This is a genomic window from Burkholderia sp. Bp8984 (assembly GCF_003853755.1).
Lineage (GTDB): Bacteria > Pseudomonadota > Gammaproteobacteria > Burkholderiales > Burkholderiaceae > Burkholderia.
Genome location: NZ_QTQN01000002.1, coordinates 168,457 through 189,109 on the forward strand (window position 1 = coordinate 168,457; position 20,653 = coordinate 189,109).

The window sequence follows — 20,653 nt, forward strand, 5'->3', positions numbered from 1 at the left end:
GCGGCTCACTGGAATGCCCCCAATGCGTTCGCGCGCTTGTACGTTTCGCCAAATTGGGCGCGCTGCTGCGGCGTCATGGCACGCAACATCTCGACGCGATCAGCGGGCGACTTGTTCTGAAACTCCCATGCCCGCGGGTCGGCGATCAGGGAGAAATCGGCCTTGGCGTTTTTGTACGCAGCCGGGTCCGTTCCATTCGACGCGTTCTGCAGATACTTCTGCGCGAACTGCTGCATCTGCGCGTTGGCCTTGCCATACTCGGAAATCTCCTGATTCACCTTGTCCGGCATCACGGTGCCCGGCGTGAAGTGCGCAACCACTGCTCTAGCCGCGTCGGTGTTCCCGCCAAATGCCTGCTGGATCATCGAGGCATTCTTGTTGAGCGCGACCGATGCATCGTTGAGATTTTGCGCAGCAGGAACGCCAATGAGTGCGAGGATGCTGTTCGCATACGACAGGCGATCTTGTGGTCCCGTGAGCGCCTGTTTCGATAGCGTCTGGACGTTGTTGTAAAGCCCGATCCGCTGCTGCGCGGTGGAAGCATCGGATGCAACGCTCTGGTAATCCTTTTTCATCCAGTCCACATCAGCCGGCGTGCCGATCGGCGCGGCATTCGCAGCAAAGGATGAATTCGATCCGGGCTGAGATCCGAGCCGTCCCGTGCCGAATGGACTATTCGCGGCGCCATAACCCGGAGTACCGGGCGTAATCGATCCGAGTGAGACGGTGCCTGGCTGGCCATTCTGGAAGACCGGCACGCGCTGAGCGAGCGCTTCCGGAGACAGCGTAGTGGGGATGTCCGGCGATCCTGCAAGATTGCCGCCAGCCGCCTGCGGATTGACATTGGTCAGCGCGCCGCCCGTATTCACAAACGATGGGGATTGCGCTTGAGCCTGGCGCGAGGCATCCATTGCTTGAAGCTGGACGGTACTCAGACCTTGGGCGAGTTGGCCTTGTGGCACATGTGCCACCATAGGCGCATAGATTTGCGCGACGCGCTGCGCATCCGGGCCGCCCGCGGCACCAAAGGCTGCAACCGCATCGGTGACTTTCTGGCGACCAGCTTGCGTATCCTTGATGACATCAGGATCGGTCCGCAGCGCACCCACGATCGATCCAAACTGATCGCGCAGACCATTGTTGAGATTCACCAGTGATTGCTTGTTCGCCAGTTGCGACGTGCGCGTTTGTGCGGCCTTCCCCAAAATATCCATAAACTGATCGCCGGCCGCCGAGCGCAATGACGGATCAGACAACATTTTGTCGGTGCTGATCACGCCAGTACCGTCGTCGTACTTGCTCCAGTCGATATTGGCGATGCCCTGCCGTTGCGCAGCACTTTGCTGCCGCATCTGGACATCAGCCGCGCCGGCCTGCAATTGCTGCTGCTGCTGCGCGATGCCGAGCAGGCCCGAAAGAGTCTGCAATCCCTGGTTAGGATTGGGTGCCTGAATCTGTTCCGCAACGGGCGCGCCGAAGTCTGCCATCGTTTAACTCCCTGCCGGGGTCCAGCCCGGAATGCCGGCATCTCCGCCCATACCGCCGCCGAGGCCGCCACCGCCGAGAATTTTACTGAGCATCAACGTCGATCCGAGCGAGTTGAGGCCGCCAGAAATCGCGTTTGCACTGCCTATCGTGCCGGCTGCCTGCGAGGCTCCGGAAGAGGCGATCGCCTGTGCGGCACCCGTGCCGAGTTGCGTTCCTGCCTGACCGGTATTGCTCGCCGCGTTTTGCCCGAGATTAGCGAGATTCGCAAGCCGCGAAAAAATGTTCTGTTGTTGCGTCTGGAACTGGTTGAAATAGTTGTTGTAGTACTGCTCCGCGGTCCCCGTCGAGAAGTTCAGCATGTCTTTGAGCGCAGGTCCAGACAGCGCACCGACACTCGGTGCATCTGCGTTCTGAACTGCCTGCAAACCCTGTTGCTGCGCGAATTGATAGCCAGGCGAACTCGCAATGCTCGATGGATTGAAAGTCTGAGTGAGATATCCATTTGGAAGACCATCCGCCGGGTTATTAGGCGTAAGGCCGAGCAACTGATTTAATACCGTTGTCGCACCATACCCGGCCTTCATGAACGGCTGTTCTTGACCATTGATGGTGTTGAACATGTCCAATTGGGTTTGCGCGGCCTGCTGCTGCGCGCCAGCTTGCGTGTCCGCGGCGGATTGAGCACCCATCGACCCTATCACTGCGGAACCAAGCGTCGCACCTCCAATTGCCGCCGCTACGCACATGACTTGTCCTCCTGGATATCTTTCAGCTTGAGTTCCATGACAACATCGTCTGCGATATAGCCGCGCCTTTTAAGAATTTCGTACAACTTTCCGGTTGCTGTCACCGGCCAGCCAATAATGCTTACGCCGCGTGCGCGCAATTCATCTTCGATGCGTGACATGAACCTAGGCATGAACCGACGATGCTCGAGCTGCACATAGAAGGTATCCACGTTCCCGCATAGTTCGTTTTTCAGATGCAGGCTGTAATACAGAATCAGCAGTGCATAGCCGCACAGAGCGCCATCATCGTTGCGCAGCGTCATCACTATCAGACAATTTCGGGTAGCCAGATAGAGGTATTGATCGATATTCGGATCGATCGCCAACCCACGCTGACCATGGTAAGCGCACGTATCTTTTTTGATTTCCGAGCACTCATCCCAAGATTGCTGCCCGAGTGGGGTAATCTCTTCAGCCAGTTCGAGCGTCAAAGATTCGATAGCGATTTTCATACGATCGTCACCCCGGAAGCCGTAAAGGTCACCGATGCGGCAGCGCTCGCATAAACATGCAACTGAGAACCAAATGGAATGACTACGCCCGCTAGTTCAGGCGATACATACGATTCGCCGGGGGCAAGAGGACGCGCAGAAATCATGGTCGTCGAGGCTCCGAGTGCTCCGCCGGTCGTGATACCGGCAGTTATCGTGACTGCGCTCGCCGTGGTGTTGGTGAACACCGCCCGGCCGATTTTGGCCGTCGTCTGCGTAGGCGGAGTGTAGACCGAGGCATCAGCATTGCCAAGTTGCTGAGGTGCTACAAGCTGGACTTGGGTGATAGTGGTCATTGCCACTCCTATCGATTTGGCAGGAAATTGAGCGTCGGCGGAGTGCCGCCCGACCATGTGAGCGTGAGCTGGTCTTTTTCGCGCATAGGCACGGTGCCATCGCTCATGCCCATCGGGACATTTACTCCATAACGTGCAAGCGTGAGGGTCGGTCCGACCGACCCCGAAACAAACATCGTCCCGTCATGGATGGCCGTATAGGTGAATGGCGATGCTCCAGGTGTGACCGAGATGACGGCGCCTGCGGGTGGCGGAGGATCGGCAAGTCCCGCATCCATAGCGAGTAGCAGCGCATTGGTCAGATCGCGTAGGCTCGCACCCGGGTCGCTCTGCTCGGGTAATAGCGCTTGAAGATTCGCAAGCCCGCGATAAGCCTGCGGCACATCGGTTCCACCTGCATCGAGATCGAGCGAATTGCTAGCACTTGCATCAGGTGGTGTCGTCCCGGATCCGCCTGGGCCAAACACCTGCGCCGCGAGATGGTAGAGAAATAGATACCAGTTGAACTCGATGTAAAGACGCCCGTCCGTTCCTTCCTGCGTGATAGGAACGGTCTGGAGAGGGATCTGAGTAGGCAGGCCGCTCATGCTGAACTGAACGCCTTGAGCGTGGCGCCTACGATGTCACGGCGAACAGGATCGATTACCTCGACATCGACCACGTTGTCACGCCCGAAGCCGAGCTTTCTCCACATTGTGCGATTGCGAAACTGGCCGGTTTGTCCAATGGGCGCATTCCAGCGCTGCCCGAATGTCTTTCCGCCGTCGCGCGAGATCGTGAGCGCTGCTTGCGGATTCGAGCCCATGCCGCTCGGATTGCCCACGCCCGCCGAGAAGTCCAGTTGCAGGCTCGCCATGAATACGCGGCCACGCTGGCCCTTATCCCAGATATGCGGCGCGCGGCGCTTGGCGAGCAGCGGCCAGCCAGCGTCGGTATAGGCGTTGCGCGTGAGCTGGTAGAGCGCACCGTTCTGGTAGTCGCCCACGATGCGCATGCCCATGAAATTCATGAAGCAGTTCGAGCGATGGCGATGGAACTGCTGCGCATACGGATCGTAGGAGAGGCGCTTGTGCAGCAGGCCCGACTGCCCGTCATAGCACCAGCACGTATCCGCACTCGGGAAGATCAGCACATAGAACTCGTGCGTGTCTTCCTGATACGTGTAGCCGATGGCATCCGCCGTGGTCGGATATTGGGATACCTCGGCGCTGAATGCGGGCGTAGATATCGTCTCATCCATAAAGCCGCGGGTGCGGATAATGACGTTCTCGCCGCGTTCGGATCGGCCAAACCAGATCAACCCCTCCTGCCCCTGAAAGCCGAAGCGCGCCACTGAGTGTTGAGCCTTGCATCCAACCTGAAGAAGCGTGCCCTCGATGCGAGCAAACGGGAAATACTGACCGCCTGCGTCATACCAGATTTCCGTGGTCTTATCGCCGATCAGCCAGAGCATCTCCTTGTTCTCGATGAGTGTCACGAGATTGTCTGACGCGCCATCCTTTAGCGCGAAATAGAGACCATTGAACGTCGTGCTGTAGATCGGCTGATTGGTATAGAAGGTTTGTGTGCCGGGCTTGTTGAAAATCCACCAGCCGTCGATATAGGCCACGCGGCTAGCGCCCTGAAAGTTCGGATCAGTGATCTGCGCAAACTTGCGAGTGGCGATGTTATAGGTATAGCCATATGTGCCATCCACGATGACCGCAAAGCCACCCTGATTATTGTCGCGGATGCATACCGGACCGGCACTTGTATTCAGAATGCCGACTTGCATCAGGGATAGCGTCGGAAACGTCGGCGTAATCGTGGCCGTGACCAGATAGCAGATATTGCCAATCACTGCGAGCGCGGTATTGCCGTTCGGCAGTTCCCACAAACCACGCACCGGCAATGACGGGCCAGCATATGGCTTCGGCCACTGCGTCATGCTCGAGCTAAACCCGGGCGCACCGCCACCCGGAGCCGCAACAAGCTGCGTAAGACCCGGGCAACCAAGCAGGCCAATCGGTTCCTTTGCGTTCTGTTGGTCGATTTCTGCATACCAATTGATGCAGATCTGGTTGTCCTGCTGCGGGTTCGGCGCGGAGTCTTGCCCCCCAACAAAACCGAAATCACCAAAGAGAGCGAGCGGGCCGGCCATTATCGATATCCGCCGCTCAAAATCCAGCCTCCGTCAGGCCGGTTGCCGCGAACGAGTTCACGGTCATAACGCGAGACAGATGCTGGCTTCGCATTGAGCGCCTTCACGAACTCCGTAGCCTCGCGCGCATTCATCAGGATCGCCTGACTGAGCGGGAAGCCGTATTCGGCGCACAGCTCCTTAGCGAGCAGCCACTTGAGCATGCGTGCATAGCCCTGCGGCATCACCAGCACCTGCGATAAGGTGAGGTTTTGCAGGAGCGTGTCTGTAAAGAGATGGCATTCCGCGTTGTTCCCCGGCGTCTGGTAGACGTTCAGAAGCCCATACGGGAACGTGTTGTTGTACCAGGCAACCGTAGGCCATGGGCCAGGCTGCGCCTTGTATAGAAACTCGGTGTACTGCGTTTCGGTCTCGTACACGTCAAGCGTGAAATCGAGCGCATTGAAACGCGTGAAGCCATGCGTGATACGCAGCGGACGCGGAATCGGCAGATCGCCAGGCACCGTGTAACTGAAGTTGTCTGCACCCGTCGAATTACCGATCGCGTTCGCGGACAGCGTGAGGCTGTTCACGCCGATCGCTGTGACCGTGGTATTGGCAGGCAGCAGACCCTGCACATCCGTCACGATCGAGCCCGAGCCGACCGTATAGGCAGGATTCTGCCCGGCCACGACCTGCTGCGGCATGTTCGTGATACCGGTGATGACGTTCGAACCCGCTGTGAGCGCGCCGGTGAAATTCGGCAGGTTGAGCAGCGAATTGATTGGGTTGCCGACCTTATAGAGCCGCTGCTGTGCGGTCCAGTTAAGGATATTTTCCTGAGAGCCGAAGATGAACTGCTTGTCGGTCGAGAGCGAGTCGAGCAGGTCGTTGAGCGTGTCTAGGCAATCCGCCTCGTCGGGCGCCGAGATCTGTTCGCCCGACTGGTAGGAGTTGATCCGCCGCAGCGCGCCCTGGATGATGTTCAGGGCCGTCGTAGTGCCAACTGTCATCACGGCACCTGTGTAATCGAGAGGTAGTTTGCGTTCGCGTTATTGGCGAGCGCTACAGCACCACCGCTGTTCTGGAAAGCCTTGACGACGATCGTCTGTCCCGAAGTGAGGCTGACGAGCGCGGAAACGGCAGCAGGTAGTACACCAAACGTCGAAGTAGTTGGATACGGCAGATAGCCGGTTGCGACCTGCGTGCCATTGGCGAATATAGCTAACGCAAGACCTACCCCTGCCGCGCCCGTCATCGTTCCCCACGCCACGCCTGCCGATACGAGGTAATAGCCGGTTGCGGGTGCAGTGAAGGTGCCCGTCGATGCCGTGAAATTGCTATTCACATCAAACGACGTTGTCCAGGTCGTGACGGTCGTAAAGGCAGAGTTGGGGATGCTCTGCGCGCTTGTGTTGGTCGCATAGACCTTAGCGAGCGAATTGCCCTTGAGCGTCGTGAAAGTGCCTGCGGCTGGCGTCGTCTGCCCGATCGACCCATTGAGTGTGCCGCCCGTGGAGTTCAGCGTCGTAAAGCTGCCCGTATTCGCCGCAGTGCCGCCAATCGCAGGCGGCGAAGCGAGGTAGGTACTGAATCCCGTGCCACTGACTGTGCTTGATGCGGACAAGGTTGTGAATGCGCCCGCAGCGGCCGTCGTCTGCCCGATCGAAGCCCCGTTGATCGTCCCGCTCGTGATACACCCGGCCGACAGTGCCGCATTGAGCCCGGAAGCCGTGAGAATCTGGTTGGAGGCGAACGGATTGCATTGCCCCCATGCGAGCAGCGGCAGGAACAGCAATAGCGCAAGGAGCTTTTTCATTTGAGCTTGCTCTCGTCGAGGATAAAGGGGAAGCCGGTACCGTCTTTCAGTGCATCGCTTGGCACCTGCGGCTGCACGACTGGTCCATCTGTGCTGACCGACATCGAATGGGCAGAAAGGGTGAGCAGGACAGAGGAATTGACCGCAATGCTCTGGCCGGACGCCGGGTTCTGTTCGAGCACGAAACCCGGTCTTTGTGCGCTATGCCTGAGCCAGCCGACCGTGACGGGATCAACCTGAAAATAGCCAAGCGGCATGGCACGCACGCCGGCGCGCACCATCGCGGCCAGCGCGTCCTGATATTGCAGGCCGATCAGATTGGGCATCGTCGGCATGCATACCCCTACGAAATGCCGTTGCCGCGCAGGAAGCGCACATTGCCGGCTGTCGCGCCCGTGTTGAGGATCACCGAGACATAGGCGGTATCGCGGCGCACGGAGACGATACGGAATGATGCCGGCGGCACACCAACGCCGTTGTTCAGTGTGGCGTTCGGAACGCTCGCATCGCCGAAATTGCAGAACGCCCAGCCGTTCGTGGTGTTCTCGATGCAGATTGAATCGTTCTGTTCGTCGCCCTGCGTGCTGCCGGGAAGCAGCGTTGCAGCAGTGACCGTCGTCGACGCAGCAACAACGGTCGGCGCGGTCTGCTCCGCGCCCGAATAGAGCGGCTGAAATGCGCGCGGCTGCATGTCAGGAACCCTGCACCGAAGTCGGCAGCGTCTGATATTCGCAGCGGCAGATCGAGATCAGGTAGACCTCGGCCGTCGGCGTGATCGGGCTGGCCGTGACGTTGCCGAACTGCACCGCGATCTGATTGGCCGCCGGAACGCGCACGTTCGAGATGACGATGCCGGACGTATGCGAGGGCTTGTTGATCTCGATGAAGTCATTCGGCAGCGTGCCGGGAAGCGCATACGTCGTCTCGACGGTCGAGTTGCCCGGAATGTTCGTGCCGTTGTTCGGCGTGAGCGTGACTTGCAGCACTTCTTCGAGCACGAGATTGCCGCGCGTGACTGTCGTTGCCATGTTCCTCTCCAGTTCAGAAGGGGGACCGAAGTCCCCCATCGATTACCAGTCCATCTGGTTGCCGGAAGCCGGCGCGGTCCAGTTGGGCTGCACGCGGAACACATCCACCAGATACGTGCCCGCAGGCGGCGTCAGTGAGCCCGCCGTCGGATTCACGAACTGGATGGACAACTGGTCGGCAGCGGAGACCCATGCAGAAGCCTGCGCAACGCCCGCCGTCGCGCCCGGCGGCGTCACCACCACGGAATCGGTCGTCAGCAGCCCGATGCCGGTGTTGGCGAAGTTCTGGATCGGCGCGGAGATGGTTGCGACAGCTGCCGGCGTCAAAGAGATCGCAAAACGGCCAATCTTCTGGACGTTGCCGATCGGGCTTTGAGTCGTATCCGGCGTGTTGGATACGTTCGGTCCCGGATTCGAGCCGTCGACGTTGGTTGTGGAAGGGAATGCCATGTCGTCAGCTCCTTAGCCCGAGACCCGGACACCGAGCGAACGGTAGAGGCTCGAAAAGCCGTAAGCCACGTCCATACGCGTCGGTTCTGCGTCGTTGTTGATGGTGTACTGCGTGGCGATACGGATCGAGAGACCCAGGTCCTCGTCGTATGCGCGGCTCGCTTCCACAGCAGTGCGCGGCAGCGGCAGATCGACAAAGGCCAGCGCGAACGCGTCGCGATGGAAATACAGGTTCTCGGTCGAAGCCGTACCGGATGCTGCGCCACCGTTGATCGTCACGGCGGGCGTGCCAGTGAAAGCAGCGGTTGTCGCGCAGTTCTGGAACTGGCCGCCCGTGATTGCGCATTCACCCACGGTCACAGCCAGCGTGCCGGAGCCACTCGACGTATAGACGCCCGTCGTTGCGTTGAACGTACCGGCCGCAAGCGTCGCGGGTGCGAACTGCGGACCGCCGGGAGCCGCCGAGCCCGTCATCTGCGCATAGCCACCCGGCGGCAGCACGACGAACTGCTTGAGCGTGTTGCCATAACGGCCGCGGTTCTGGGGGTTGACCGGATAAAGGCCATTGACCTGGATCGTGTCACCAACCTGACACTGCGCGGCAGAGTTCGTGAGCCCCGAGAGGTTAAACACGCCCTGTTGTGCCCAACCAGAAGTGATGATTGCCGATCCGCCCGAAGCTGCTGTGACGCCCGCCAGCACCGGCGTGCCCGTGAGCGTGCCGGTGTTGTAGGAGGCGATGTTCGGATCTTCGAACCAGTCTGCGCCGGCCGTCTTGCGAGCAATCAGGCCTTCCTCGAAGAAGTCGCTGATCTGCGCCTGCGGATTAAACAGGCCCTTCAGGCTGTCAGCCATCGAGGACGATGCGAGCGGGTGCAACACGGCGCACGGCATCATGCCCTTCGGCATACCTTCCGAGACGAGAACGGCGCGCGCATCGGAGAACGACTTGAACGCGGTCGGCGTGGTACCGGGCGTGCCCAGACGGTTCGCGGTGTTCTGCAACGCGAAATAGGCGCCATCCGAATCGATACGGTTGCCGACAGCGATACACGCCGGACGGATGAAGCGTTCTTCGAAGTCATCGATGTCCAACAACATGTTGATGGTGTTGAACTGGATGTCGACGTGGAACTGGTACAGGATGTTGACAGGCACGTAGTTTTCGGTTGAGGGCTCAACGTTCAGAGCCGGACCGAAGGTGCCGAGATAGCGCGGGGGCAGGCGCACGTTACACGTGGCGCCGATCTTGCGGCCCTTTTGCCCGAATTCCTTGTCGTACTGACGGTTGAATTTGTCCGTGAGGACACAGGTGTTTGCCAGAACCGGAAGCGCCCGGTTGGTGATCTGGCTGATTGTGAGAAGCTGATTGGCCAAGGAAGGCTCCTAGCGCGCCTTGCGACGCAAGCATCTGAAGATGCGTGGCTAGAAGCCCTCCGGGAAACGCTCAATGGCGTTTTCGCATGCCGAGGTTGACCTTGTTGCGCTTCGACCAGTCATCGATGGTTTCTCGGATATTCATATCCTTCGAATCCTTCGCGACACCAGCGCTACCAGTGCCTTCCAACGGTGTGATCACCGGAGCCGCTTTGCCACGCGGCTTGCTCGGAACAATGTCCGTATCTGCGCTCGGTGCAGGCTTGGCCTGGCCGTTGGTTTCCGTGCTCGACTTAGAGTCGTTTTGGGGCTGATTTCCCCCGAATGGAGAAAGGGTACTCTCAAGTTTGCCGATTTTCACTAATTGAACATCAGCCGGAAGCTTTGCGAGTGATACCAACACATCCGGATTCTTGGCAAAGTGATAAGCGAGTTCCGCGATCATTTCGGACTTTTCCATATAACCCGCGATGGCTGGCGGAATGACCGCATCATTGCCATCCATCACAGCCGCGAAATCCGGGACGATCTCAATGGCATGATCAATGCGCCCCTTAATCGCTGCCATCCGCTCTTCTCGTTCGCGTTCGGCCCGTGCTTTGGCGTCTTCCGCCGCCTTTTCCCGCAAACGCTGATCGACGCCATATTGAATCATCGCGTCAACATATTCTTCCTCCGATTCGAAATTCGCCCGAACTGGTTTCTCGGGTGCCTTTTCCTCCTTTGCCGGCGCACTTTTGGAACGCAGCTCGGCGAGTTCCGCCTCGAGACGCGCGGCTCGCTCTTCAGCGAGGCGCCGCGTGTTGTACTGCTCGGCGGCGAACTCTTCGGCCTCCTTCTGCATGCGATGCTTCTTGCCGATGGCCTTCTGCATCTTCTCGGTGAATTCGGCCTTTTGCGCGGCCGTGAGGCCGTTCTCGTCCTCTTCGTCGTCCTGCTCGAGCTTTTCAGCCGACTTATCAACCGGTTTCGGATCGTCCTTGGGCTCGGGCTTTTCGGTCACGACGCCCGCATCGGCGAGGATTGCTTCCACGTTGTTTCCATCGACTACGGTCACGGCCATCACTGTTCTCCGGTGGGTTGAGACTGTGCAGCGGCGGCCCGGTCAGCTGCCGCATTCATGTTGTCGTTGCTCATTTGCTGCATCGCCATAGAGGCTTCGTGCTCTATCTGATTGGCAAATTGCTGTGCCGAATGATCGCGGTCGGCGCGTGCGTCGATGATCTTGCCCGCGGCGCGAATTTCCTCGACCTTAAGAGCGGTATCGGCCTTCGTGTTCGTGTCATGGATCTTCGTCGCCGCGCTGATCTGCTCTTTCTGCAGGCCAAACTTCTGTTCGACCTGTGCGGCCTGAAGCGCCTGCTTGAGCTGAATGTTCTCGTTCGCGAGGAACCGCACAACCGCCTTGGCGCGGCTGGAGAGACCTTCCATGACCTTTTTCAGGCCTTCCGGTGTCGCTGCCATCAGACGATCGGCCAGTTCCTGCATGTACGGATGGTCAATCGAGCGGAACACAAGGTCCATGCCCGTTTTTGCGATGATCTCTGCGAGCGGCGGAATCTTGATCAGCTCGATCATGTTCTCCGCGCCCTCTTCGCGCTTCGTCTCGTAGCCGGGACCGGTGTCCATCACCACATCGTATTTGCCAACCGAGAGGTCGTTTTTGATGCGCTGCTCGCCCTCGTCTTCCGTGGGCTGGTTGAGTTTCACCATCTGTGGCGTCGAATCCTCGCCGATGATGCGCTGCATGCGCCCGGGTTCGGAGAAATAGGCCGGAATCCATTCCGCCATCACACGCCAGCACTGCGCAATGGCTTGTGTAAGGTTGTCGTAGTACTGGAAGTGCGACTGATCGGACAGGAATTGGCGGCGGTCAATGGCCTTGCCCGATACCACGACGCCTTGCGCATCCTGTCCCGGCTCGTTCGGCATTCCGGCGACGGCCACGAGGTTCGAGCGCATTCCCTGCACGAATTCACTGAAACCCGCCTCGATCTGCGCGGGTTGTTGACGCTGGGGCGGCGGCAGAACCACGGGGCCGGCGCCAGTCTCGATCACGACCGGCTTGTAGGTGAGCACCGAATAGGTCTTCTGATTGGCGTCGTCCCACTCAGAATGGCCGTCAAGCTGGCCCTCTGCAGCGACCCAGGGCGCTTTCGGCGCGAGCCCTAGGCGCTTGATCTTGGCGACCTCGCCATAGTTCACCATGCGTTGCGGGTCCATCATCGGCTCAACCATGCCCTTGCGACGGACCTTGCCGTTGATATCGCGCGCATTTCCGGAAACGCGGAATATCGGAATCCATGTGCCCGGAATTTGCTGTCGCTCGATCACGACAAGACCGTTCAGCCTGAACCACTCCACTTGGCGCTTGCAGGAATCGCGCTCGCCTTCGATGTACCAGCCGGCACCCGCAAGGCGCTTCACGGCGTCATCAATCACAACCTTGCCATCTTCGCGCCGCGGCAACTCGGAACGATAGAGCGTGCGCTCGATGCCCTGCCGATTGCGGATCATGTAGAGCGTCTCGGCCTTCTCGCGAATGCGGAAGTATTCTGCTAGGCGCACCTCTTCCTTGCTCTCCCAATCGTCGCGCGAGCTCTGACGCTCGAGATCGCTCCAATTGACGTTCTTTGCGTTCGGGTAACGTCGCTTGTACTCCTGCCGTTTCATCTTCGTGGAGATAAGACACCACGTCTGGTCGGCACCGCTGGGCATGATGGCGCCTGGATCCATGCTCACGCTGAAAATGTTCGGAATCGGGAGGATGCGTAGGTCTTTCTGGAACGAGCGTGGACTCACATACTCCGCGATCATGCGGAAATAGCCCTCGCCAGCCGTTACCGCGCAGTCAGCTGCCAGATCGTAGGCGACAGCAGCTTCTGAGCGTGTCTCGACGTGGCGGCCGATACCATTGATGATCTCGGCCAGCTCGATATCAGCACCATCGCCTACCGGATGGCATTTGCCGCGCGGGCGCTGCTGCTTGATATTGTTCACCACGCGACTTGCAAAGGCGTCCGTCAGGTTGATCGTTAGTTCTGGCGAGTCGTCAATTGCCGTCGTGACCACATCATGGTCCCACTGATCGCCCTCGCGAAAGAGCATCGCCGCTTCGGCGCGCTTTCGGTTGTCCGTATAGGCCTCGTGCGCAATCTGGAGGCGGTCTTTCGCTTCCTCCCAGATATCGTCATCCTTGATCGCAGCGAATTCTCGCTCTTCTTCAGTGCGTTCAGTCGGCTCGTGAGCAGCGTAGGTGTCTTGTGTCTTGTGTCATGTCCGCATCCATGAATTGCCGCCCGTGCGGCGAATGATCTGAGACTTCGGTTCGGGTTTTGGCTGCTCAGGCTTCGTCAGTTCGGGGAACAGATCAGCAAATGCCCATACCATCGCATCGGCGCGGTTTGGGCTGTTCTCTCCCATATAACCGTGGGTAGTGAAGGCGCATAGCTCGTCTTCGAGTTCGAGAAACTGTCCGGCCATGCGGATCTTCCCGGACTCAACGAGCGCCGAAACAGGTTCTGCACGAACCACTTTGCCGCGGGAAGCCTTCACCGGACGATATGGAACGGCCGCACTTTGTGCGCGGATGACGAACTTGACCATTGCGCCGCCGAAGTTATCCTCGGCAACGATGCGATCTGCCTCCCAACGCCGGTACGCATCGACGGCTACCTTGCCCCATACGCCAGGGCCCGCTTTGCAAGTTAAGTCCTCGAGCAGATAGCCATTGCCATCAATCCCTAGGCCTGCAACGATGATGCCGATCTCATCGTTCTCGATGTTGTCATCGTCATCTGCACCAGATGGGTCAACCGCGACCACAATACGCAGCATGTCCGGCAGCTCGCCATCGATATTGCGCCAGCGCTCCAGCCATTCATCGCGGAACAGCGCGTTAGGGTTGGCATCGCGGAACTCTCCATACAGAAAGCGCTTACGCAGACGCTCCGGCAATGATTCCAGCGTTTTGATATATGACTCGGAGAGATTCTGCCGGTTGTCGCCCGGATTGATACGGTAGAAGCCATATTCGTTCGCATCAAGCGCCTGACGCGTCTCAGGGTCTTGCAGAAGCTTAAATACCTTGTATGTCCAGTGCCCTTTATCAGGCGGATTCTCGTCGTAATACATCTTCAAGCGCAGATCGCGACCTGTTGCGCGGTCCGTGACCTTTTGCGCAAGACGGGTCATGGCGATGTTGCGGCTGTTATACGGAATCTGGCTGCACTCGTTGAGAAAGATGTCGGTATATTCGTTACCGAGAATCTTCTCTACGCGCGCCGCATCATCAAGGCCGCCGAACCATAGTTCACTGCCACCCGGGAACGTGGCATACATATCCGACTTATTCAGTTCGTATTCGATGCCAGGGAAACACTTGCGCATCACCGTAGGGAATGTGTCGAGCACAATTGACTGCTTGACGTGACCAGCCCGGAAGCGAAGCACCGCACCGCGTGATCCAGGCGCTTTCAGACGGCGCTGCACCTGTTTGCGGATGGTCAGGAATGTCTTGCCCGAGCGGGAGCCACCCGCGAGCATTACGTGCGTCGCAGGACCGTTCAGGATCTCCTGCGCCTCGGCCTGCTTCTCGGTTAGAGTGAACTCAGCCATGGACATCCGAGCCGTTCAAGATGAGCGCCACCGGTGCATCAGGATCACCCGAGTGTGTGATCTTTTCCCCGTACTTTTTCGGATCCCATTTGGCGAGAATCTTGAATCTAGTCTCGATCTTCAGCTTTCGATGCCCGAGCATGTCGCCACGCTTCTCCTTTTTGCCCGTCTCACTGATCTCAGTCTCGACACCTTCTTCCGGCGTATCAGCAATGACCAGTGTGTCCTCCATTATTGCTTCGCGCCCCATTTCCCTCGCGCGCGCGATGCGTGCCGCAAAGTCCTTGTCGGCCTCAATCCAGTGATAGACCGTGCGCCAAGCCGGCATGTGCTCGTCACGACAGATGACGCGCAGATACTCACCATCAGCGAGTCGATCACATATCTCGTCAGCCGCCTTCAGCGTATAGGTGGTCGGACGGCCAGGTGGGCGCTTCTCAGCTTTCGCCATCTTCTACTCCGAGCATTTCATTCGCGACCGCTTTCGCCCATTCAACAAGCGCCTTCACATCCCACTTGCGCGCGTCCTGACCGGAGATCAGTTCGACAATAAGCCGTTGTCGTTCGCTCATCGCGCCCTCGGATCATGATGCTCAGCGGCATACCAGCGCGACACGAAGTCCTGGCACTCGCCGAGGTTGGTAAAGCGCATTGAGCGCTCGGGATGTTCCTCGTCGAACTCTTCGGGATAGAGCGTGATGACGTAGGCATCGCCGCGGTTGCGCACGTTCAATAGCGCTCCCTTGCGCCAGTCGGCCGGCGGTTGGTTCGGTTCGCGTGGAACTTTGACCATTTCCGCGGACTCGGCAAGCTCAATTGCTTCCCGTTCGTGCTGAACGGCTATTTCGCTTGAAACCTTACGCGGGCGCGGACGGCCCTTCGGCCAGCTCATCGCTTGCTCCGTTTCGGAAGTGATACCGCCCGAGCGCGCAGAATGCCGATGTTCACCCAACCAGGAATGCGCATCACCATCGGACCGAGGCGCGTCGGCAGAATCAGGTCGATTCCATAGAGTTCTTTCATGCGGCCTCCGCCTCATTGACCACCACTCCACTTACATCGGCCTCGCGACAGAGAATGTGTGGCTTGGCGCCCCAGAGGACCGTCTGAAAGCTGTAACCGACGATTCGGCCGCCCTCCTTGACCGATCCAAGCTCCACCACGTCACCAACCTTGACCTGCGTCGGCTGGAAGACTTTGCTGCGCCACATCTTCGTGCGCTTGTGCTTGTCAGGATGGTCATAGCACATCGGGTAGTGGCCAGGCCCGACCGCCTTCACGACGCCACGAACCGGCTTGATGTGCTCGATCACGATCAGGATGGCCGAGTGCTCGACACCGAGCGGCTCGACGACGATGTAGTCGTGCAGAGGCTTGATCTGCGCGCCCGGCTCGACGTAAGTGGTCGATTCATAGTTCAGTTCGCCGGATCGACCATTGAGATTGATGCTCACGAGCGCTTCTCCTTCTTTGCCGCCTCGCGCGCCTCACTGTATCCGGTCGCAAGCCTTTGGGCTTTGTTCGGAAACCTCCGCTCTTCCCGCTTTGATGACACGAAGCGCCCGATGAAATGGCCCAACTTCTCGCCTTTCTCGCGTGCCGGCATAATCGACTCCTGAATGAATGCAATTGGTATATCGTTTAAGGTTGCGAGATACAAGAGCAACTATCACCCAACGCTCCGCGAACATCCTCTTCGATCCATTCCAGCCGAGTGTCGATGGTGTATATGCCGATCATCAAACCACGGGTTCCATATCCTCTGCGAGCAGGATAGGGATAAGTGAGCAGCATTCCTCGATGGAGACGAACTTGGCGTGTGCCGAGAATCTGCAACTTCATATAGATTCGCTCGGCAAGCAATGCGGCTTTTTGGGCTGGAGTGGTCATGATTTCCTCAGTCAGCGAGAGCCCAAACTATGATGATGCAAAGGATTAATCCGAGAAGCCAATGCATAGTCATTCCCCATTTTTTTGACTAAAAATCCCCCAAGGCCCGGCAGCACGATTCAATGCCTGATATTTATCTTTTCCAACAAGTCGAGCGATCTGGCACACCGCCGTTTCAGACGATCCGGCTGATGATGCATGCCGAGCAACTAGCTTCGCGATGTAGACACCATTCCCAAGAAAACCTGCACCAAACAAAGTCAGTAATCTTTCCACTGCTGCCGACGTCCAACTTTCCGGGGCTGAGCTTTTCGTCCTGGCCTTTGCGCGGGTGCGCCACGAGGTGAACGTGGACGTTGTACTGGCGCGCGAAGTTGGCGAGCAAACGCATCGCTTCCTTCTGCGCCGTCATGGTGCCATGCCGCTCGAGCAGAGCGCAGATATTCCGCTGGGCGGATCCTTCTCTTTGTATCGGACTCACATTTCCCTCCTTAGTGATGCTTATTAGCACCCGCTGTTCAATGCCAAACCACATCCCTACGCTTACTTTCTGTTTGGTGGGCAGACCTAGCCCATCCTAGGTTTGCCTTCACATGCTTTCCGTCCGGAGCCGCATGACCCGCCAGCCGTTCGGTCTCGGGCGCTAGCTTCGCCACCCTTATCGGTATTTCAGACCTATCCCCCAGTACCGAGTCTTCCCGCGCCGCTGGTGTTAAACCGTGTCCGCCCAGCGCGGTGCTTTACTGCCTCTCAGGAGCCTCTGCGTGCCTCCATCAGCTTCTGGCACACGGCCATCACGCCGGCTCGCTTGTGGAGATCATTGGCATCCTCGCCAACGCGGTCGCTCATGCACCAGGAAAGACCTGTCTTGATAGCTGCTTGCTGTCCGGCGCCAGATTCGTCGTTGTCCGCGAAGACGTATTTGCGACCGGCTACAGAGGGCGCTACGGCCGCCATATTCGAATCGCTGAAGCAGATGAGGACAGCAGCGTTGAAACGGAGTTGGCGCGCCGCCATGTCGATCGACAGACCGGTTGCATAGCCTTCGCACAGGATGGTTTCCGTGGCGCGAGTAGGTCCGATTCGGAATACGGCACCACTGGCGCTCATACCGAAAATCATCTTCTTGCACCACTTGCGTTCGTCGTAATCCCACCAGATCGACTGAACGCCACGCAACTCGCCACTGAGCGAACGCATCGGGACGATCAGACGGTTGTCGGGCAGGACAAGGCCACGAGCCTCGGGGAGTCCCTTGTAGTGGAGATAGTTGTGCTCAGCGACAACTGCAGTCGAGATGAGGCATTCAGCCTGTCGAACCGCGGCCTGTCGGCGGCGAGCAGCAAGCTTCTCAGAAGCTCGGCGCTTCTGAGCCCATGCTCGTTTTTCCGCATCCGTCCACGGACAAGCATTGGGATTGTTGAATCGGATGACCTCACCCTGCCCATCCCATGCCATCACCCATCCGCGCCGGCCGTCGAACATATACGCACCGTTCTTCGAGCGCGGGTGAGCCTCAGTGGGGCAACGACGAATGCGGCCTGAGTCGTCAAGGTTCTGTATCAGCACCCCATGGGCGGCGGCAAACGAAACGAAATCGCTCATGCCGCTGCCTTCTTCTGAGCTTTACTGTATGCGATGTTTCGTGACTGAATCTTTCGCAATATCGCGGGAGCAACCTGTCCGAATTCTTCGTTTGAGAATTTGAACGATGGCCAATGCCCCGCGATGTCATGGAAAATGTGTCGCGCATACCCAGACGGATTGTTGTAATTCCGTCCGTTGACGTATGAGCACACCTGATTCCACAGATCGCGCTCACTCGAGGCGACCTTGTTCTTGCCGATGAAGATTTCCTTCATCTCGCCAGCGTGCGCGGCCACAACGGGCGCGCTAGCCGTTTCGTGACCGCATGACATGCACCGCTTAAAGAAAGGCCTGTAGCCGCATTTCGGGCACTGAGCAGTCTCCCGCTCCTTCACATCATTGCGGACGGTGCGATCGAGCTTTTCGCCCTGATCAAGTGAGTCGAGCCCGTTGTGATAGAACTCGGTGAAGTCTTCGATGAAACGGACGATGTTGCCGCTGTGATCCAGTAAGAGACAGTCGCCCTTCGCCGTTTCCTTCGATGCGCGAAGACCGCGGCCCCACATCTGGATTGCAGTGCTCAACGATTTGCGAAGCGGACGGCAGTCGACGACGCATGACACGTCCTTGACGTCGAAACCTTTCGCCAGCGCCTCGACGCTAATCAGCACACGGATTAAAGAGTCCGGTTTCTTGTATTCATCCAGAATACGGTCTCGCTCGGGATCCTTCGTCTTGCTCGTGAAGATCTCGGCGAGAATGCCGCACTCGTTGAACTGCCTGCACAACTCCTCGCAGTGCTTGATGTTCGATGCAAAGACGATCGTCTTTCGGTTCTCGCCATAGCGCGACCATTCCGAAACGACGTCGCCAACGATTTCCATGCCGCGTTCCGCCGCAGCTTTGTCCGTCCACTCGCCGTCGGACGTCTTAGCTCCGTCCATGTTGATACGGGTGCACGAAAGCACACGCATCGGGACGAGATCTCCTGTCTTCGTGAGCTCGTGCATCGTTGCCGCATTGATGAGATTCGTGAAAATCTCTCCGAGCCCACGCGTGAACGGTGTGGCCGACAATCCTATGACCGTCGCGCTCGTGCTCATGATGTGATCCTTGAGCGCTTTGTAGATCGTGTGCGCTTCGTCGACGACGATCAGATTCGTGTCGTGCCAGCCGCGGTCCATGATCGTCTGGACGCTCGCGATCTGGAACGGCAGATCCATGTTGAATCGTGGGTTCTGCGCCTGGATGATCCCGTGCTGATGCAGGCCATATGCGGACGCCACATCACTCGTCTGCTTGATGAGTGACTTGCGGTCGCACACGAACGTGGCTTTCTTCCCGATCTTCAGCGTAGCGTGCGCCAGTTGGAGGCCAAGATAGGTCTTCCCGGCACCGGTGGGCGCGACCAGCATTTGACATCGGTGACCCGCACGACGGCCGGCGATGATCTGCTCGATCGCCGGTCCCTGAAATTCCCGCGGCGCAGGGAAGCACACGTCCTGATAGTCTGGGAAGAGATTGAACAAGGGAGCGTTCACTTGGCCCCCTTGTCAGAGTATCCATGCTGCTCGGCGATCCGCCTCCAGCGCTTCGCAGCGGATTCAAGCGCTACCTTCTCGTTCAGCAATCCAGTCTGGCGTTCGCGAAGAACGGCGATTTCAGCGCGAAGTCGACCGATTTCTTTCGACTGGTCATTGACGAGCTTCATCAACTCGCCCATCTTGTCATCGGCATGGGCGACTTCTACGAGCTTGTCGTATTTCTCGCGACTCGCTCGCTCAATCTCTTCCGCTTCAGCGATCTCCTCCGGGCTCGGACCGAAGTCTCCTTCAACTGAGGACTCCTCATCTGTATGCTCATGCGGAGAAGCGATCTGGTCGCCAACGTTCGAAACCTTCCCCTCGACCTGCCTCACCGCCTTCGGAAGGCTGATCTCGCCGCGCGCGACGCGCTTTGCCAACTCAGGATCTGCCTTCGCGACTTTGTCTGCCATGCGTTGGGTGCGATCGCTCGCCCCTGACTGCGCCGCACGATCGGCAACCGTATCAAGCGGCAACGTTGCCGCTTGGTCGGATTTTCGATCGCCGCCATGAGTTTGAGCTTCAAGCCAGTCGGTAGCAGCGGCAACGATCGCAGCCTGTTGGCCAGGCGTCAAATGACGGCGGTGGAGATTGCGCGAGAGAACGAACGCCAGAGGATCGCAGCCGTCAAACTGAACCGTCATCGGATCGACGCCAGCTTCAAGACAGGCCCGATAGCGGTTGCCGCCGTCAAGAATCATCCCGTCGTGAATGACAATAGGCTCGCGCAGGCCGTTCGCCTGAATATCGACCTTCAGCGCCTCGAACTCTACGCCGTCGATGCGCGGGAACAGCGTGCAAAGGGGATGAAGTTGGAGATGGCCGAACATCACGCCTCCACCAGATCCAGAAAACGGATCAAGAACGTGACAACAGAACCTGGCAGAACACTCCAGTTGTACCCAGTCATCAATGCCTGTTTGATCGTCGACTTCATCCCTTCACCTTCTTTTTGCTTAGGATTACGAATCCACAAATACAAAGCCCCGCTCTGGGGAAGCGCCGGTAATCAGCCGGATCGGTTTGCCGGAAGGGACGGCCGACCTACACTTCCCCAGAGCGGGGCACCCTTCAAAAGCGTCGGTGATGAGTCGACGTACATAGGCTAAATTATCTTCCC

27 protein-coding genes are annotated in these 20,653 nt (G+C 58.3%); all 27 read right to left on the reverse strand.

Translation table 11 applies throughout. The features are described 5' to 3' along the window. Positions 1–5: 5 nt before the first annotated feature. The gene (locus tag DID98_RS02830; RefSeq protein ID WP_124570177.1) at positions 6–1,487 is read right to left on the reverse strand and encodes a hypothetical protein; all 1,482 of its coding nucleotides are present in this window, start codon (positions 1,485–1,487) and stop codon (positions 6–8) included. A gap of 3 nt (positions 1,488–1,490) precedes the next feature. Beyond that, entirely contained in the window at positions 1,491–2,177 is a 687-nt protein-coding gene (locus DID98_RS02835; RefSeq protein WP_124570178.1) for a DNA transfer protein p32, read from the reverse strand. Positions 2,178–2,224: 47 nt separating this feature from the next. Further along, positions 2,225–2,728 (reverse strand): hypothetical protein, encoded by a 504-nt coding sequence (locus DID98_RS02840; RefSeq protein WP_124570179.1) that lies wholly within the window; start codon positions 2,726–2,728, stop codon positions 2,225–2,227. Beyond that, positions 2,725–3,063 carry a hypothetical protein gene (locus DID98_RS02845; protein ID WP_124570180.1) on the reverse strand — a complete coding sequence of 113 codons (339 nt, stop codon included), beginning with the start codon at positions 3,061–3,063 and terminating at the stop codon, positions 2,725–2,727. The genes DID98_RS02840 and DID98_RS02845 overlap by 4 nt, the downstream gene beginning before the upstream one ends. A gap of 8 nt (positions 3,064–3,071) precedes the next feature. Then, positions 3,072–3,650 (reverse strand): hypothetical protein, encoded by a 579-nt coding sequence (locus DID98_RS02850; RefSeq protein WP_124570181.1) that lies wholly within the window; start codon positions 3,648–3,650, stop codon positions 3,072–3,074. Further along, positions 3,647–5,203 carry a hypothetical protein gene (locus DID98_RS02855; protein WP_124570182.1) on the reverse strand — a complete coding sequence of 519 codons (1,557 nt, stop codon included), beginning with the start codon at positions 5,201–5,203 and terminating at the stop codon, positions 3,647–3,649. Before DID98_RS02855 ends, DID98_RS02850 begins: the two co-directional genes overlap by 4 nt. After that, positions 5,203–6,195, reverse strand: coding sequence for a hypothetical protein (locus DID98_RS02860; RefSeq protein WP_124570183.1), 993 nt, complete (start codon positions 6,193–6,195; stop codon positions 5,203–5,205). Before DID98_RS02860 ends, DID98_RS02855 begins: the two co-directional genes overlap by 1 nt. Continuing rightward, the gene (locus DID98_RS02865; RefSeq protein ID WP_124570184.1) at positions 6,195–7,001 is read right to left on the reverse strand and encodes a hypothetical protein; all 807 of its coding nucleotides are present in this window, start codon (positions 6,999–7,001) and stop codon (positions 6,195–6,197) included. Before DID98_RS02865 ends, DID98_RS02860 begins: the two co-directional genes overlap by 1 nt. Then, positions 6,998–7,327: a PASTA domain-containing protein gene (locus tag DID98_RS02870; RefSeq protein WP_185640817.1), complete on the reverse strand. Its 330-nt coding sequence runs from the start codon at positions 7,325–7,327 to the stop codon at positions 6,998–7,000. The genes DID98_RS02865 and DID98_RS02870 overlap by 4 nt, the downstream gene beginning before the upstream one ends. A 17-nt stretch (positions 7,328–7,344) precedes the next feature. Continuing rightward, a complete protein-coding gene (locus DID98_RS02875) occupies positions 7,345–7,692 on the reverse strand; it encodes a hypothetical protein (protein WP_124570186.1) in 348 nt (115 codons plus the stop codon). Between the two features lies 1 nt (position 7,693). Further along, the gene (locus tag DID98_RS02880) at positions 7,694–8,029 is read right to left on the reverse strand and encodes a hypothetical protein (protein ID WP_124570187.1); all 336 of its coding nucleotides are present in this window, start codon (positions 8,027–8,029) and stop codon (positions 7,694–7,696) included. Positions 8,030–8,071: 42 nt separating this feature from the next. Next, entirely contained in the window at positions 8,072–8,479 is a 408-nt protein-coding gene (locus DID98_RS02885) for a hypothetical protein (RefSeq protein ID WP_124570188.1), read from the reverse strand. 12 nt (positions 8,480–8,491) lie between these two features. Beyond that, positions 8,492–9,856: a P22 phage major capsid protein family protein gene (locus DID98_RS02890; protein ID WP_124570189.1), complete on the reverse strand. Its 1,365-nt coding sequence runs from the start codon at positions 9,854–9,856 to the stop codon at positions 8,492–8,494. A 70-nt stretch (positions 9,857–9,926) separates the two neighbouring features. Next, positions 9,927–10,919, reverse strand: coding sequence for a hypothetical protein (locus DID98_RS02895; RefSeq protein ID WP_124570190.1), 993 nt, complete (start codon positions 10,917–10,919; stop codon positions 9,927–9,929). After that, entirely contained in the window at positions 10,919–13,057 is a 2,139-nt protein-coding gene (locus DID98_RS02900; RefSeq protein WP_124570191.1) for a portal protein, read from the reverse strand. Before DID98_RS02900 ends, DID98_RS02895 begins: the two co-directional genes overlap by 1 nt. 72 nt (positions 13,058–13,129) lie before the next feature. After that, the gene (locus DID98_RS02905; RefSeq protein WP_124570192.1) at positions 13,130–14,473 is read right to left on the reverse strand and encodes a phage terminase large subunit; all 1,344 of its coding nucleotides are present in this window, start codon (positions 14,471–14,473) and stop codon (positions 13,130–13,132) included. Next, positions 14,466–14,924 (reverse strand): terminase small subunit protein, encoded by a 459-nt coding sequence (locus DID98_RS02910; protein WP_124570193.1) that lies wholly within the window; start codon positions 14,922–14,924, stop codon positions 14,466–14,468. The genes DID98_RS02905 and DID98_RS02910 overlap by 8 nt, the downstream gene beginning before the upstream one ends. After that, positions 14,911–15,045 (reverse strand): hypothetical protein, encoded by a 135-nt coding sequence (locus DID98_RS36130; RefSeq protein WP_260428026.1) that lies wholly within the window; start codon positions 15,043–15,045, stop codon positions 14,911–14,913. Before DID98_RS36130 ends, DID98_RS02910 begins: the two co-directional genes overlap by 14 nt. After that, positions 15,042–15,365, reverse strand: a complete 324-nt coding sequence (locus DID98_RS02915) for a hypothetical protein (protein ID WP_260428027.1) — start codon at positions 15,363–15,365, stop codon at positions 15,042–15,044. Before DID98_RS02915 ends, DID98_RS36130 begins: the two co-directional genes overlap by 4 nt. Next, positions 15,362–15,496, reverse strand: coding sequence for a hypothetical protein (locus tag DID98_RS36135; protein WP_260428028.1), 135 nt, complete (start codon positions 15,494–15,496; stop codon positions 15,362–15,364). The genes DID98_RS02915 and DID98_RS36135 overlap by 4 nt, the downstream gene beginning before the upstream one ends. After that, entirely contained in the window at positions 15,493–15,927 is a 435-nt protein-coding gene (locus tag DID98_RS02920; protein WP_124570194.1) for a hypothetical protein, read from the reverse strand. Before DID98_RS02920 ends, DID98_RS36135 begins: the two co-directional genes overlap by 4 nt. Then, the gene (locus DID98_RS35700) at positions 15,924–16,079 is read right to left on the reverse strand and encodes a hypothetical protein (protein WP_185640818.1); all 156 of its coding nucleotides are present in this window, start codon (positions 16,077–16,079) and stop codon (positions 15,924–15,926) included. The genes DID98_RS02920 and DID98_RS35700 overlap by 4 nt, the downstream gene beginning before the upstream one ends. Before the next feature lie 35 nt (positions 16,080–16,114). Beyond that, complete coding sequence (locus tag DID98_RS02925) at positions 16,115–16,363, reverse strand: hypothetical protein (RefSeq protein ID WP_124570195.1); 249 nt, start codon at positions 16,361–16,363, stop codon at positions 16,115–16,117. 175 nt (positions 16,364–16,538) lie between these two features. After that, a complete protein-coding gene (locus tag DID98_RS02930; RefSeq protein WP_185640819.1) occupies positions 16,539–16,775 on the reverse strand; it encodes a hypothetical protein in 237 nt (78 codons plus the stop codon). Between the two features lie 338 nt (positions 16,776–17,113). Beyond that, positions 17,114–17,968 carry a toprim domain-containing protein gene (locus DID98_RS02935; RefSeq protein ID WP_124570197.1) on the reverse strand — a complete coding sequence of 285 codons (855 nt, stop codon included), beginning with the start codon at positions 17,966–17,968 and terminating at the stop codon, positions 17,114–17,116. Continuing rightward, positions 17,965–19,491: a DEAD/DEAH box helicase gene (locus DID98_RS02940; protein WP_260428030.1), complete on the reverse strand. Its 1,527-nt coding sequence runs from the start codon at positions 19,489–19,491 to the stop codon at positions 17,965–17,967. Before DID98_RS02940 ends, DID98_RS02935 begins: the two co-directional genes overlap by 4 nt. After that, on the reverse strand, positions 19,488–20,363 hold the full coding sequence (locus tag DID98_RS02945; RefSeq protein WP_124570198.1) for a ParB N-terminal domain-containing protein: 876 nt from the start codon (positions 20,361–20,363) through the stop codon (positions 19,488–19,490). Before DID98_RS02945 ends, DID98_RS02940 begins: the two co-directional genes overlap by 4 nt. Positions 20,364–20,653: the final 290 nt, after the last annotated feature.